The organism is Streptomyces olivochromogenes (assembly GCF_001514115.1).
Taxonomy (GTDB): domain Bacteria; phylum Actinomycetota; class Actinomycetes; order Streptomycetales; family Streptomycetaceae; genus Streptomyces; species Streptomyces olivochromogenes.
On sequence record NZ_KQ948469.1, the window covers coordinates 102,165 to 115,941 of the forward strand.

12 protein-coding genes are annotated in these 13,777 nt (G+C 72.9%); all 12 read right to left on the reverse strand.

Annotation, left to right across the window (positions count from 1 at the left end):
• Positions 1-27: 27 nt before the first annotated feature.
• The 12 genes from AQJ27_RS38370 to AQJ27_RS38425 all read right to left on the reverse strand — a co-directional run bounded on the left by AQJ27_RS38370 (position 28) and on the right by AQJ27_RS38425 (position 13,685).
• Entirely contained in the window at positions 28-1,011 is a 984-nt protein-coding gene (locus AQJ27_RS38370; RefSeq protein WP_067379393.1) for a sugar kinase, read from the reverse strand.
• 10 nt (positions 1,012-1,021) lie between these two features.
• Positions 1,022-1,927 (reverse strand): SMP-30/gluconolactonase/LRE family protein, encoded by a 906-nt coding sequence (locus AQJ27_RS38375; RefSeq protein WP_067379396.1) that lies wholly within the window; start codon positions 1,925-1,927, stop codon positions 1,022-1,024.
• The gene (locus AQJ27_RS38380; RefSeq protein ID WP_067379400.1) at positions 1,924-2,559 is read right to left on the reverse strand and encodes a bifunctional 4-hydroxy-2-oxoglutarate aldolase/2-dehydro-3-deoxy-phosphogluconate aldolase; all 636 of its coding nucleotides are present in this window, start codon (positions 2,557-2,559) and stop codon (positions 1,924-1,926) included. The genes AQJ27_RS38375 and AQJ27_RS38380 overlap by 4 nt, the downstream gene beginning before the upstream one ends.
• A 26-nt stretch (positions 2,560-2,585) precedes the next feature.
• Complete coding sequence (locus AQJ27_RS38385) at positions 2,586-3,383, reverse strand: hypothetical protein (protein ID WP_067379403.1); 798 nt, start codon at positions 3,381-3,383, stop codon at positions 2,586-2,588.
• Positions 3,377-4,522 (reverse strand): galactonate dehydratase, encoded by a 1,146-nt coding sequence (gene dgoD / locus AQJ27_RS38390; protein WP_067379406.1) that lies wholly within the window; start codon positions 4,520-4,522, stop codon positions 3,377-3,379. The genes AQJ27_RS38385 and dgoD overlap by 7 nt, the downstream gene beginning before the upstream one ends.
• Entirely contained in the window at positions 4,519-5,280 is a 762-nt protein-coding gene (locus AQJ27_RS38395) for a FadR/GntR family transcriptional regulator (protein WP_067379415.1), read from the reverse strand. Before AQJ27_RS38395 ends, dgoD begins: the two co-directional genes overlap by 4 nt.
• Before the next feature lie 49 nt (positions 5,281-5,329).
• The gene (locus tag AQJ27_RS38400) at positions 5,330-6,088 is read right to left on the reverse strand and encodes an SDR family NAD(P)-dependent oxidoreductase (protein ID WP_067379417.1); all 759 of its coding nucleotides are present in this window, start codon (positions 6,086-6,088) and stop codon (positions 5,330-5,332) included.
• Positions 6,089-6,164: 76 nt separating this feature from the next.
• Positions 6,165-8,276, reverse strand: coding sequence for an alpha-galactosidase (locus AQJ27_RS38405; RefSeq protein ID WP_067379419.1), 2,112 nt, complete (start codon positions 8,274-8,276; stop codon positions 6,165-6,167).
• Complete coding sequence (locus AQJ27_RS38410) at positions 8,273-9,196, reverse strand: carbohydrate ABC transporter permease (RefSeq protein WP_235613744.1); 924 nt, start codon at positions 9,194-9,196, stop codon at positions 8,273-8,275. The genes AQJ27_RS38405 and AQJ27_RS38410 overlap by 4 nt, the downstream gene beginning before the upstream one ends.
• Positions 9,193-10,092: a carbohydrate ABC transporter permease gene (locus AQJ27_RS38415; protein ID WP_067379421.1), complete on the reverse strand. Its 900-nt coding sequence runs from the start codon at positions 10,090-10,092 to the stop codon at positions 9,193-9,195. Before AQJ27_RS38415 ends, AQJ27_RS38410 begins: the two co-directional genes overlap by 4 nt.
• 2 nt (positions 10,093-10,094) lie before the next feature.
• Positions 10,095-11,387, reverse strand: a complete 1,293-nt coding sequence (locus AQJ27_RS38420) for an ABC transporter substrate-binding protein (protein ID WP_067379424.1) — start codon at positions 11,385-11,387, stop codon at positions 10,095-10,097.
• 186 nt (positions 11,388-11,573) lie between these two features.
• Positions 11,574-13,685, reverse strand: a complete 2,112-nt coding sequence (locus tag AQJ27_RS38425; RefSeq protein ID WP_067379427.1) for a DUF8189 domain-containing protein — start codon at positions 13,683-13,685, stop codon at positions 11,574-11,576.
• Between the last annotated feature and the right edge of the window lie 92 nt (positions 13,686-13,777).

Sequence of the window (13,777 nt, forward strand, 5' to 3'; positions counted from 1 at the left end):
CACCCCTGACGGTCCCGTCCGGAGGAATCAGTCGATCACGGCGGCCCGCCAGGTCTCCTCGTCGGCGTCCAGGAGCGCCGCTACGAGGGCGGGGTCCGGCAGCGGGCCGTGGTCGGCGGCGACCCTCAGCGCCGAGGCCGCGGTCAGATGGCCCAGCCGCAGGGCGCGGTTCACGGGCAGTTGCCGCAGCAGGCCGCTGAGGAATCCGGCGGCGAAGGCGTCGCCCGCGCCGACGGGTTCGGCGACGCGCACCTTCAGGGCGGGCACGCTGTGGGCGGCGGCCCCGACGAAGGCGGTGGCGGCGCGGTCCCCGTCCTTCACGACGAGCACGCGCGGGCCGGACAGGAGATCGCGGACCCGTTCGGCGTCGGTGATCCCGTCCCCCCACAGGGCCTGGGCCTCGTCGAGGCCGACGAGCACGATGTCGGCCCGGTCCGCGAGCCGCCGCAGCACGTCGGCGGCGGAGCGGCCGTCCCACAGCGCGGGGCGGTGGTTGACATCGAAGCTGACGGGCCACGGGCGGTCGGGGCGCAGCGCGCGTTCGACGAGGGCGCGGCAGCCGGGCGACAGGGCGGGGGTGATGCCGCTGAGGTGGACGAGCGCGGCGCCCGCCACCGCCGGATCGTCGAGCACGTCGGGGGTGAGGGCCGAGGCGGCGGATCCGGCGCGGTGGTAATGGACGCGGGTGCCGCGCCCGCGCGGGCCCGGGTCCTTCAGCAGCAGTCCGGTGGGCCGCTGCGGGTCGGTGCGGACGCCGCTCACGTCGACGCCTCCAGCGGCGATCCGGGCGCGGACGCGACGGCCGAAGGGGTCGTCGCCGACCGCGGAGACCCAGCGGGCGGGAATGCCGTGGTCAGCCAGGTAGAGGGCGACGTTCGACTCGGCGCCCGCGATGTCGACACGCAGCAGGTCGGCGCCGTCCAACGGCCCGAGGGGGTCGGGGGCGAGGGCGGCCATGGTCTCGCCGACGCAGACCACGGGACCGGGGCGCAGTGGCCGGTGGGTGCTCATGGTGGGCTTCCTAGGGTGTGTCGGCGCGGTCCGCCGGGGCCGGAACGGAGGGGGCCGCCGGGCGGTACGGGGCGGCCGGGGCGCCGGGAACGTCGACCTGGAGCGCGAAGACGGCGCCGTCGAGGGGTCCCGGGACGGGCAGGCCGATGTGCGCGCTGGTGACGAGGAGCGTACGGCCGTCGGGGCCGCCCAGGCAGAGTCCCGCGGGCTGCCCGGCGGGCAGGTCGACGATCCGGTCGAGGCCCCCGTCGGGGCGGTAGCGGTGGACCTGCCCGGTGCCCCAGACGGCGGTCCACACGCAGCCCTCGATGTCGGTGGTCATGCCGTCGGGGCTGCCGGAGTCGAGGGTGACGAAGGGTTCGGGGGTGCCCGGGTCGCCGCTCACGGGGTCGACCGGATAGCGGCGGATGATGCCCCGGGCGCTGTCGGCGAGGTACATGACGGTGCCGTCGGCGCTGAAGGCCGGGCCGTTGGGGATCGTGACGTCCCGCAGGACGCGGGTGACGCGGCCGTCGCGGTCCAGGCGGTAGAGGGAGCCCGCGTCCTGGGTGGCCTCGTACGCCATGCTGCCTGCCCAGAAGCGGCCGTGCGGGTCGGCGACGCCGTCGTTCATCCGCATCGGCTCGGGTGCGCTCTCCTCGGGGCGCGCGATCCAGTCGACGCGGCCCTCGGGGTCGATGCGGCAGATGCCGGGGCCCGCCGCCGCGATCCAGTGGCCGGGGTGCCCCTCCACCGGTGCCACGGCGCCCAGCGGGCAGGGCAGCTGGGTGATCGGGGCGAGTGGCGCGTCGGGTCCGTCGGGCACGGCGAGCAGCCGGCCGGTGAGGATGTCGGTCAGCACGGCGCGGCCGTCCGTCCAGCGGATGCCCTCGCCGAGTTCGAGGCGGTCGGTCCCCAGGACCGCGGGGGCCCTCACGGGCGGGCGTCCGCTCGGACGACGTCCAGGAAGGTGCGGGCGCGCTCACGCAGGGCGGTGAGATCTCCGCCCTCGGCGGCGTCGCCGATCAGGGGCGATCCGACGCCGACGGCGATGGCTCCCTCGCGCAGGTAGTCGGCGGCCGCCGCCGCGTCCACTCCCCCGACGGGTACGAAGGGCAGGTCCGGGAAGGGTCCGCGCAGGTCCCGCAGATAGCCGGGGCCCCCGGCGCTGCCTGCCGGGAAGAGCTTGAGGGCGTCGGCTCCGAGCCGCTGCGCCTGGAGGATGTCGGTGGGCGTCATCACCCCGGCGAGCACGGGGAGTTCGAGTTCCCGCCCGGTGGCGATGCCGTCGCTTACCCCCGGGGTGACGAGGAAGGCGGCGCCGGCCTTCTGGGCGGCCCGGGCGTCGTCGGAGCTGAGCACGGTTCCGGCGCCGAGCGTCGCGTCGGGGCCGAGCGCGGCGCGGGCCCGCGCGATGACGTCGAGCGCGTCGCGCCCGGAGAGGGAGACCTCGATGAGGGTGACGCCCTCCTCGGCGAGGGTGAGCACGGTGGTCAGCGCGGCGTCCGGGTCGCTGCCGCGGACGATGGCGAGCAGCCGGTGGGCGCGCAGCGCGGCGAGCAGGTTCATCCGACGTCCCTTCTGGTGACGGGGGTTCAGGTGCGGCGGGTCGCGGTGACGGTGAGCCGCCAGGTGACCTCGCCGGTCGGCGGCACGACGGCGGTGTCGTCGTCGCCCGCCGCGGCGCGGTCGAAGACGCGGCCGAGCATCGGCTCGACGCCGATCGAGCGGTACGGCGCGCCCCGGGGGAAACCGCCGAGGTTGCGCCAGAGGGCGACCGCGACGGGCTGCCCGTCGGCCTCGACGGACAGGTACAACGTGTCGGCGCCGTCGTGCACGGACACCCGGGAGGTGAGGACGACCGCCCCGACGGCGCTCCCGTCGTCCGGGCCGAGCCGGTCCAGCGCCACGCCGTCGACGCTGGGCCAGTTGCCGGCGACCCAGCGGTCGCCCTCGTCCGGGTAGAGCCGGGTCACCGCCGGTCCGACGACGCCGATCCGGGCGGCCGGGGAGAGGTCCAGCAGGGCGTGGGCGGCCCACACGAAGCGGTAGCCGGGCTCGGCGGCGAGCGTGTAGTCGGCGACGACCGCGTCCCCTCGCTCACCGATGCGCCGGGTCAGGCGGAAGTCGGGACACTCCGCGACGTCCTCCTCCCCCGCCCTTTGCCAGGGCCGCGACCAGGTGTCCCCGTGGTCGGGCAGCCCGCGCACGGTGGGCACGCACTCCTCCAGGCCGCCGGCGTCGGCGAAGGGGTCACCGGGCCGGACCGTACGGCGGCGGGGCTCGTCGCGGTGCCACAGCCACTCGCGGCCACCGGCGGTCAGCGACGTCCAGCGTCCGCCGTGGTCCGGGTCGGTGGCGACGCGGACGGGCAACCGCGCGGCGCTCACCATTCGGCGAAGGAGCCGTCGGCGTGGCGCCAGACGGGGTTGCGCCAGGCGTGGCCGGACCGGTCGGCCGCGCGGACCGCGTCCTCGTCGACGGCGATGCCGAGTCCGGGCAGTGCGGTGCGGTGTGCCTGGCCGTCCACGAAGCGGAAGGGCTCGGTGTCGACCAGGTAGGACAGCAGGTCGGCGTCCTTGTTGTAGTGGATGCCCCGGCTCTGCTCCTGGATCAGGAAGTTGGGCGTGGCGAAGGCGACTTGGAGGCTGGCGGCCAGCGCGATGGGACCGAGCGGGCAGTGCGGCGCCAGGTGGGCCCCGAAGGTCTCGGCGAGCGAGGCGATCCGGGTGACCTCCGATATCCCGCCGGCGTGCGACAGGTCCGGCTGGGCGACGGCGACGCCCGCGGTCAGCACCGGGAGGAAGTCGGCCCGTCCGTAGAGCCGTTCGCCGGTGGCCAGCGGCACGGACGAGGCGGCGACCAGGCCGGGCAGCAGGTGCGCCTGCTCGGGCAGGACGGGTTCCTCGACGAACAGCGGGTGCAGCGGGGCCATCTCGTGGAGTACGCGCCTCGCGTTGGCGGCGCTGAAGCGGCCGTGGAAGTCGACGGCGACGTCCCGGTGCGGGCCCAGGGCCTCGCGGGCGGCCGCCACGCGCTCGACGACGGCAGCCGTCTCGGCGGGGCTGCCGATCGGCGGGGTGCGCCCGGCCGCGTTCATCTTGACGGCGGTGAAGCCGGCCTCCACCTGGGCGGTGACCTCCTCCTTGAGCCGCGCGGGTTCGTCGCCGCCGACCCAGGCGTACACCCGGACGGTGTCGCGGACCGGGCCGCCGAGCAGGGTGTGCACCGGCACCCCGAGGGCGCGGCCCGCGATGTCCCACAGGGCCTGGTCGATTCCGGCGACGGCGCTGGAGAGGACGGGGCCGCCCCGGTAGAAGCCGCCCTTGCTCAGTACCTGCCAGTGGTCCTGGATGCGCAGCGGGTCCTGGCCCACCAGGTACTCCGCCAGCACCTCGACGGCCGACCGGACGACCTCGGCCCGGCCCTCCACCACCGGCTCGCCCCAGCCGACGACGCCGTCGTCGGTCTCGATGCGGCAGAACAGCCACCGGGGCGGGACGAGAAAGGTCTCGACGCGCGCGATCTTCACTGTGCCTGGCCGTCCTTCGCGTCGGTGGAGCCGTCCGCGCCCACGGGCGCGGACGGACCGCTGAGTTTGTCGAGGTCGCGCGTCGCCTGGTCGAGCAGGGCGCGCATGGCGTGTTCCGCGCCGTCGGGGTCCCGGTCGCGCACGGCGTCGAGGACGGCTCGGTGGCTGGGGACCGGGTCCTCGCTGTGGGGGGCGCTGTGCACGAGCCGGTCGCGCTGGGCCAGGCCCGACTCGATGACCATCTCCATGCGTTCCAGCAGTTCGTTGTGGGTGGCCGCGAGCAGCGCCCGATGGAAGGCGAGGTCGGCCTCGACGGCGTCGCTCGCGCCGCCCTCCTGGCCCATCGCGGTCAGTGCCGCCTCCAGCGCCTCGAGGTCGGCGTCGGTGCGGCGGGCCGCGGCCAGCCGCACGGCGGCGGGTTCGATGATGCCGCGCACCTCGCCGAGGTTGCGGAGCAGCGCGGGGTCGGCGCCGGTGCCGTCGCTCTCGGAGAACTGCCAGCGCAGCACGTCGGCGTCGAGCAGGTTCCAGTCGGAGCGGGGCCGCACGAACGTGCCGCGCTTCTGCCGGGCGTCGACCATGCCCTTGGCCGCAAGCACCTTGAGCGATTCGCGCAGGGCGGTCAGGCTGACGTCCAGTTCGCTCTGCAGGGCCGCCATGTCGAGCGTCGCTCCCTCGGCGATCTCGCCGCTGAGCACCCGGCGGGCAAGGGTCTCCACGGTCTGGCCGTGCACTCCGCGGCGCGCGTATGGCGTCATGTGTTTGCCTTTCTTGCTGGTCGGACGGTGGTTGGAGCGGTCGGTCCCGTCATGCGGAGGCCTTACTGACGCTCCAGCCGCCGTCCACGAGCAGGCTCGATCCGGTGATGTAGGAGGCTTCGTCGGCGGCGAGGAAGGCGACGGCGGCGGCGACTTCCTCGGGGGTGCCGAAGCGGCGGGCCGCGGTCTCGGCGACGCTGAGCTCACGCTCGGCCTGCGGGACCCGGTCCCAGGCGGCGGTCAGGATCGGACCCGGCAGTACGGCGTTGACGCGGACGCCGGGGCCGTACTCGACGGCGAGCTGACCGCACAGCGACAGCAGCGCTCCCTTGCTCGCCGCGTACGCCGGGTGACCGGGGATCCCCCGGTGGGCGTGGACGGAGGAGACGAGCACCACGGCCCCCTGGTGCTCGCGCAGGTCGGGCAGGGCCGCCCTGACGCCCAGGAAGGCGCCGGTGAGGTTGACCGAGAGCTGCCGTTCCCAGGAGGCGAGGCTGGTCTCGTGGACCGGTGCGACCGCCACCGTGTACGCGTTGCTGACCAGGACGCCCACGGGTCCGAAGCTGTGGGCGGCGGTGATCACCCGCTGCCAGTCGTCCTCGCTCGCGACGTCGGCGGCGACGAAGAGGGTCCGGGCCCCGTCCTTGCGCAGCCGCGCGGCGGCTTCCTCGCCGCGTTCGGCGGCGATGTCGACCAGGACGACGGCCGCGCCCTCCGCGGCGAGGCGTGCCGCGGTGGCCGCGCCGATGCCCGACGCGGCGCCGGTGACGACGGCTACGCGGTTGGTGAAGCGGGCGGCTGGGTTCATGAGGTGGGTCGTCTCCTGTTCGAGAGGGAGTTGGGGTGCAGATGTTCGAGAGGTGGGGCGAATTCTTCCGTTGTCGTCACTGCCGGGCCAGCACGGTCAGTTCCGCGTCGTGTCCGGCGGTCCAGGCGAACGGCAGCCCCGAGTGGAGCAGGTAGGCGCCGCTGTAGTGGGTGCCGGTCGCGGTGTCGGTGTAGCCGGCGTCCGGCCTCAGGCCGCGCAGCCGGAGCCGGGCGGCCCGGCCGGGCACCAGGGGCGCGCCGTCGAGCGGGCCGGTGTTCCAGGCCGTCACCACCAGGTGGGCGCCGCCCGGTTCCTCGTACTGGATGCCGCAGGTCGGGTCGGCGGGGCTGCCGAGGAGGCTCACCTCGCCGTGGTGGACGATGTCGCGGATCTCCTTGTAGCGGGCGATCCACTCGGTGGCCTCGGCGCGCTGCTGTGGCGTCCAGTGGCGTATGTCGGCGCCGATGCCCAGGACTCCGGCGATGGAGTTGACGAACCGGAAGGCGAGGGAGCGGGGGCGCGGGTCGAAGACGCCGGGGGCGTCGGTGACCCAGGAGCTCATGGTGTGCGGGGCGTGCGCGTGGAGATAGCCGTACTGGATGCGCAGCCGGTCCATGGGCGCGGTGTTGTCGCTGGGCCACATCACGTCGGTGCGGGCGAGGGTGGCGTGCTCGACGCGGGCGCCGCCGCCGGCGCAGCCCTCGACGGTGACGTGCGGGTGGGCGGTACGCAGGTGGTCCAGGACGCGCAGGTAGCCGGCGACATGGGCGGCGTCGAGGTCCTGGAGCTCGGGGTCGGGACCGGCCGGGTGGCCGGGCCGGCCGCGCTCGGTGGGCGGCCGGTTCATGTCCCACTTGAGGTAGCTGATGGCGTACGAGCCGAGCAGCCGGTCGAGCGTGCCGATGACGAAGTCCTGGACGTCCTCGCGGCCGAGGTCGAGCAGGAGTTGGTTGCGCACGAGCGTCGCGGGCCGGCCCTCGATCCGGTACACCCACTCGGGGTGCTCGGCGTAGAGCTTGGAGCGGGGGCTGATGCCCTCGGGCTCCACCCACAGGCCGAAGTCCATGCCGAGGGCGCGCACGTCCTCGACGAACCGGTCGAACCCGCCGGGGAATTCGGCCGGGTCCGGGTCCCAGTCGCCGAGACCGCCGGTGTCGTCGGGACGTCCGGTGAACCAGCCGTCGTCGACGACGAAGAGTTCGGCACCCAGCTCCGCGGCCGTCTTGGCGAGCTCCAGCTGCCCGGCGGCGTCGACGTCGAAGCCGGTCGCCTCCCACGAGTTGTAGAGAACCTTGCGCGGCCGGTCGATGCGCTCGCCGGTGAGGTGCCGCTCGTAGCGGTGCCACACGCGGGCCAGCCCGTCGAGCCCGTCCGGGCTGAACGCGCAGGCCAGCCGTGGTGTGACCAGGGTGTCGCCCGGGGCGAGGCGGACCGCGCCCTCGTGGGGCACACGGCCGGCGCGCACCCGTACGGCGCCGCCGGGCTCGGCGTCGGCGGTGATCCGCCAGTTGCCGGACCACTCCAGGGCGATGCCGTACGTGGGGGTGGCGCCCTCGGCGGGGGCGGCGGCGTCCTGGACCGCGAGCCAGGGGTGGTACGCGTGCCCTGCCGAGCCCTGGGTGCTCTCCATCTCGAAGCGCCCGCGCTCCAGTTCCACGTCCTTGAGCTGGAACTCCTGGGACCACTGTCCGGCCAGGTACGTCAGCCGCGCGCCGCCCTGGACGGGCACGTTGACGGCGGCGGAGTCGAAGCGCTCCAGGCGTACCTCGGTCTCGCCGGTGCAGGTCAGCTCCGTCCAGCGCAGGACGACGTCCGTGCCGGGCACCGTCTCGTAGCGGAGCGTCGTGCGCAGTCCGAGGACGTCGTCGGTGAACTCCAGGCGCAGTGCCCGGTCGCCGTCCTGCGTGGCGCCGGTGAATCGCCACCAGCTGCCGCGGTCGCCGCCGGGGCGGGAGGCGACCAGGTCGGCGCCGGTGAACGGCCGCAGCCCGTACGGGATGTACTCGGCCGGGGCGGCGTCGGCGGGGACGATGAAGTGGGTGCGCCGTGACCAGTCCATGGGCGACGGCCCGTCCTCGACGCCGTGCGGCCCCCAGGCGGCGAGTTCGGCCCAGCGGTCGTCGCCGCCCAGGGTGACTGCGTAGGTGGTGGTGTCGGTGCGCAGCAGCCACCGGTCGTGCGGGGTCACTTGACGGCTCCGAGGTTCAGTCCGGCCACGAAGTAGCGCTGGAAGCGGAGGAAGACGGCCACCGTCGGGGCGGCGGCGATCACCGAGCCGGCCGCGATCACGTTCCACATGGACACGTACTGGCCCTGCAGCCCGATGAGGGAGGCGGTGATGGGCATCTGGGTGTCGGTGCGCAGCACCGTGATGGCCCACAGCAGGTCGTTGAAGATCCAGGTGAACGACAGTGCGGTCAGCGCGGCCAGCGCCGGGCGGGCCAGCGGCAGGATGATCCGCCAGTAGATCTGCCACGGGTTCGCGCCGTCGATGACGGCGGCCTGCTGGATCTCACCGGGGATGGCCCGCATGAAGCCGTGCAGGACGAAGACGTAGAAGCCGACTCCGAAGCCGACCTGCACGCCGATCAGGGCGTACAACTGGTCGTAGATGCCGAGCATTTCGCTGAGCTTGGAGACCGGGATCAGCAGGATCTGCGGGGGCAGCAGGTTGCCGCCGAGCATGAGCAGCAGCAGGACGCGCCGGAAGGGCAGGTCGTAGCGGCTGAGCGCGAAGGCCGCCATGGAGGCGAGGCCGAGCGAGAGCAGCACGGTGGGGATGGTGACCAGCATGCTGTTGATGAGGGCGCGCTGCTGGCCGCCGTCCACCCACGCCTGCCGGAAGCTGTCGAAGGTGAACGAGTGCGGCCAGCTGCCGACGCCGTGCGCGGCGATGTCGTCGAACGTCCGGGTGCTGGTGACCAGGACGAGGGCGATCGGCAGCAGCCACAGCGCGGACAGCAGGCCCGCGGAGAGGTGGAAGCCGGCGGTGCGCAGGGCGCGGCCGCTCGGCGCGGGGCGCCGGGGCGCCGCGACCTTGGCGGGACCGGCCCGGCCCGCCGGGCCCTCGGCGTCCTTGAGGTCCGTGGTGGCGTGGGTGGCGGTCATGAGTCGGCCTCCCGGAAGGCACGCACGAGGTAGCTCGCGATGACGCCGAAGGCCAGCACGAAGATGACGACGGCGAGTGCGGAGCCGTATCCCAGACGCAGCGACTGGAACGCGGTGGAGTACATGTAGGTGCTCAGCAGTTCGGAGGAGTGGTACGGGCCGCCGCGGGTGAGCGCCCACACCACGTCGAACGAGCGCAGCGAGTCGATGACGATCACCGACAGGACGACCGCGTTGACGCTGCGCAGCTGCGGCAGGGTGATGTGCCGGAACTGCTGCAGGCGGGTGGCGCCGTCGACCTTCGCCGCCTCGTACAGCACGGGGTCGATGCCCTTGAGGCCGGCCAGGTACAGCACCATCACGTAGCCGACCTGGCGCCACAGCGCGGGCACGATCACCGCGTAGAAGGCGGTGTCCTGGTCGGCGAGCCAGGCGTGCTTCCAGCCCCCCAGACCGATGGCTTCCAGCACGTTGTTGATCAGGCCGTCCGGCTGGTACATGGCCTGCCACACGAGCGCGGTCGCGACCAGTGAGAAGACCACCGGCAGGAAGAGCGCCGCCCGGTAGAACCCGATGCCGCGCCGCTCCTGCTGGAGCAGCAGCGCGGCACCGAGCCCAAGGGCGGCGGACAGCCCGCCGAAGAGCAGCAGCCACAGCACCGTGTTGATCGCGGCGGTGCGGAAGACCTCGTCATGCACCATCTCGCTGAAGTTGCCGAGGCCGACGAACTTCGGGGCCGACAGACCGTCCCAGGAGGTCAGGGAGAGGTAGAAGCCCTGGAGGGCCGGCCAGAAGACCCAGAACGCCTCGGCGAGCAGCGGGACGAGGACGAAGGCCAGGACCACCGGGGGCACCCGCGTGGCCCTGGACCGTCGTGTGGAGCCGAGCAAAGCCATTGTCACTGGCTCCAGATCTTCTGTGCGCTGCGCTGCCACGTGGTGAGGATGGAGCCGATCTCCTTGGGCTTGGCCAGGTAGTGCACGAGCGCCGTGTCGGCGGTCGGCTGGAGCGCGTCGCTGGAGTCCCGGTTGAAGAACTGCGTCACGTCGGTGGCGCTCTCGATGAGTTTGCGGCCCTTGAGGACGAGCGGGGTGCCGGCGTCCTTGGCGTCCGGGTGCGTGGGCAGCGCGGTGCCGGAGGAGTTCTTGAGGTACAGCTCCTGCGCCTCGGCGGAGGCCAGGTAGCGCAGCAGTTCCTTGACGCCGTCGGCGCGCTTGGTGCGGGCGCTGGCGAAGTAGCCGTCCGTGGGCGCCTCTTCGGCGACCGGCACCTTCGGGTCGATGATGGGGAACTGGAAGAAGTCCAGGTCACCCAGGGCGTCCTTGGGGGCGGCGTCGGCGAAGAAGGTACCGATGAGCATCATGCCGGTGCGGCCCTGGAGGAGGGCGGTGGTGGCGTCCTGGAAGGGGATCGCCGTGCCGTTGGGGTCGAAGAACGGGCGGGCCTCGTCCCACTTGTCGAAGACCTTGCGGACCTCGGGGTCGTCGAAGCGGTGCTTGCCCGCGAGGAGTTCGCGGTGGTACGTGGCGCCGTTGACGCGGATGTTGAGGTAGTCGAACCAGGTGGAGGCGACCCAGGGGGTGTCACCGCCGGCGCCGAGGCCGATCGGGGCGACGCCCTTGCTCTTGATCTTGTCGCACAGGTCGAGGAACTCGTCCCAGGTCTTGGGCTCCTTGACGCCCCACTTGGCGAAGTTCGACTTCCGGTAGAACACACCCCACCAGTAGTAGCTGGTGGGCACGAAGACCTTCTTGCCGCTGGAGGCCGAGGTGCACAGCTTCTTCAGCGCGTCGGAGTAGCCGGCGAGCTCGGGCTTCTCCCATATGTCGTCGAGACCGAGGAGCAGGTCCTTCTTGGCGTACGACTCGGCGACGGAGCCGGGGTACCAGGTGTAGGCGTCCGGCGGGTTGGCCGAGGTGAGGTAGGTCGGCAGCTGCGTGCGGAACGTCTCCGACGCGACCGTGTTGAGCTGGGCCCTGGCGTCGCCGCGCTTGTCGTAGGCGGCGACGACCGCCTGCATCGCGGTCTTGGCCTGCGGAGAGGAGAGGTTGGACTGCAGGGTCACCGGGCCGCCGGACTTTCCTCCGGAGGTGGACGGGGTCTGGGTGACGCAGCCGCTGAGCAGCGCGCCGGCGCCGACTGCGCCTGTTCCTACGAGGAATCTGCGGCGGGTGGCGTTGAAAACGGTCATCTGTGCACTCCCTAAGTGCCTGCGGAACAGAGTTGCGGCCCCCTGACGGCCCGGCTCCGCCTGCGGCAGGCACAGCCTGTCGCAGGGGTACGGATACCGTCAAGATTAATTACTAATTTATTTCTAGGAGGATGTGCTTCCGGGCCGAACAAGGCCCGGAGGCACATCAACGCGAGCTCGCGGAGCTCAGAGCCCGGTCTGGTGGACGCGGCCGTCCACCCCGCGGTAGGCGGCCAGTACGCCGCCGTCCGGCCCGGCGACGGCACCGAGCGCGCCGTCGAAGGCGCCGCTGACGAAGTCGGTGTCCTTGCTCCAGCCGGCCCAGCCGCCGTCGGCGGTCCAACTGCGCGTCCAGAGCGTGTAGTCCCCGGCCCGCGCGTACAGGTGGACGGTGCCGCCGGAAGCCACCAAGGTCGGGCTTCCACTGGTCGTGCCGCCGAGGGACGTCCAGTCCGACCAGGTGCCGGAGGTGTCGCGGGTCCGTGACCACACCGAGTCGTCGGGGGTACGCACGGCCACGTGCAGCCGCCCGGCGTCGTCGACGACGGCCGACGGACGTCCGTAGAACGGCCGGCCCTGCGGGGCGCCGAGCGAGGTCCAGCCGGAGGCCGGGCCGCGCGACCACACATTGCCGTCCGCACCGCGCACGAACAGGGTCCAGTCGTCCGGTCCCGCGAAGGCCGCGGTCGGCGCGTCCGTCAGCGTCCCGCCGAGGCTCTGCCAGCGCCCCCAGTGCCCGTTCGCGTACACGCGCCGGTAGGCGGTGTCGTCGGTGCCGCGCACGAAGACGTCGATCCGTCCCCCGTCCGAGGCGTACGCCGCGGGCTGGCCCAGGATGCGGCCGCGCGTCGGGCCACCCAGATCGGTGGTCCGGGACGCGGCCCAGTCACCACCGCGCGCGGTCTGCGCGCGCAGCGCGCCGTCCGTGCCGCGGGTGAAGACGGTCAGCGCGTCGCCGTCGCGCACCAGGGCCGGGCTCGCCGACGAGCGGCCGGGAAGCTGTGCGCCGGGGGCCTCGTCGGTGCCGGTCAGCTTGAGGAAGGCCGTGCCGTGCGCGGGGACGCGCACCGTGTACGAGCCGGTGAAGGTGCCGCGGGAGGCACGGGCCCGCAGATCGCGCACCGCGACCTTGCCCGCGAGGCCGGCGTCCGCGAAGGTCACCGTGCGGTCCTGCGCCTGGTCGGAACGGTTGAGCAGGACGACCGCCCGCTTGCCCGCACCCTGCAGCACCTTGCTGTACACGTCGCCGACCGAGTCGGTCGCCACGCGGGCGCCCTGGATGCCCAGCGGGTCCTGGTCGACGGCGATGATCTCGGGGTTGCGCAGAGTGTCGATCATCGACTGCGCCAGGGTGCGCGGGTCACTGCCGAGCATGAGCGGCGAGGCCATCTCGGCCCACATCACGAACTGAGTGGTGGACTCCTCCTCCGTCAGCTCGTAGCCGCCCTCGGCGAGCTTGCGCATCGGGATGAGGTAGTCGGGGTCGTTCCAGTGCCCGGGCCCCTGGGCCTCGGGGTGCCAGGCGTTGGCATCCATGTTGCGCAGGATGTTCGGCCACTCCCCCGCGGTCGGGGTTCCCCAGGCGATGTCGGTGCCGGTACGCCAGGAGTCGGCTGCCGTCGGGCCGTAGACGAAGGTGTTGTGCGCGTCCTGTTCCGGGGTGTGCGGCATGCCCCAGTCGTCGGTGAGCGGGTTGCACAGGTTGAGCAGCATCTTGCGCCCGGACTTGGCGACGGCGTCGCTGAACTCCTTGAAGGCGGGGCCCGGATCGAGGCCGGCGCCGATGCCGCACAGGAAGTCCACCTTGATGGCGTCGACCTTCCACCCGGCGAACTGACGGGCGTCCTGCTCGTAGTGACCGCGACTGCCCAGGCCACACCACTTCCCGCCGTCGTACTCACCCGCGTCGGTGTAGATGCCGACCTTGAGGCCCCGCTTGTGAAGGTACGTCACCAGCGCGGGGATGCCGGAGGGGAAGCGGGTGGGGTTGGCCACGAGCCTGCCCGTCTGCGGATCGCGCGGCTGGTCCGCCTGCCAACCGCCGTCCAGCCAGACGATGTTGTAGCCGCTGTCGCGCAGCCCGCTGCTGACGAGATGGTCGGCGACCTTCTTGACCTGGTCCTCCGTCGGGGCGCCGAGCCCGTAGTAGGTGTTCCATCCCATGTACGGCGTGGAGGCGAGACCGCTGTCGTAGTACTGCGGCGCGCCCTGGTCGTCCGCGGCGTGTGCCGCCGGAACCGCCGACCCGACCAGCACCACGGCACCGAGCACCACCGCGGTCCGCCGCGGTCGCGCCATCCCTGCACGATGCGAAGCCACTGAATTCTCCCGAGAGTTGGGGTACGGGGCACCGCGCTCCGGTCGTACCTGGGCGCCGGTGCCACGGCGGA

What these genes read in the sequence shown, in the direction of transcription:
- AQJ27_RS38370 (WP_067379393.1), bottom strand. Translation starts at nt 1,011, where the DNA reads ATGAGCACCCACCGGCCACTGCGCCCCGGTCCCGTGGTCTGCGTCGGC.
- AQJ27_RS38380 (WP_067379400.1), bottom strand. Translation starts at nt 2,559, where the DNA reads ATGAACCTGCTCGCCGCGCTGCGCGCCCACCGGCTGCTCGCCATCGTC.
- AQJ27_RS38420 (WP_067379424.1), bottom strand. Translation starts at nt 11,387, where the DNA reads ATGACCGTTTTCAACGCCACCCGCCGCAGATTCCTCGTAGGAACAGGC.
- AQJ27_RS38415 (WP_067379421.1), bottom strand. Translation starts at nt 10,092, where the DNA reads ATGGCTTTGCTCGGCTCCACACGACGGTCCAGGGCCACGCGGGTGCCC.
- AQJ27_RS38410 (WP_235613744.1), bottom strand. Translation starts at nt 9,196, where the DNA reads ATGACCGCCACCCACGCCACCACGGACCTCAAGGACGCCGAGGGCCCG.
- AQJ27_RS38400 (WP_067379417.1), bottom strand. Translation starts at nt 6,088, where the DNA reads ATGAACCCAGCCGCCCGCTTCACCAACCGCGTAGCCGTCGTCACCGGC.
- AQJ27_RS38385 (WP_067379403.1), bottom strand. Translation starts at nt 3,383, where the DNA reads ATGGTGAGCGCCGCGCGGTTGCCCGTCCGCGTCGCCACCGACCCGGAC.
- AQJ27_RS38395 (WP_067379415.1), bottom strand. Translation starts at nt 5,280, where the DNA reads ATGACGCCATACGCGCGCCGCGGAGTGCACGGCCAGACCGTGGAGACC.
- AQJ27_RS38425 (WP_067379427.1), bottom strand. Translation starts at nt 13,685, where the DNA reads ATGGCGCGACCGCGGCGGACCGCGGTGGTGCTCGGTGCCGTGGTGCTG.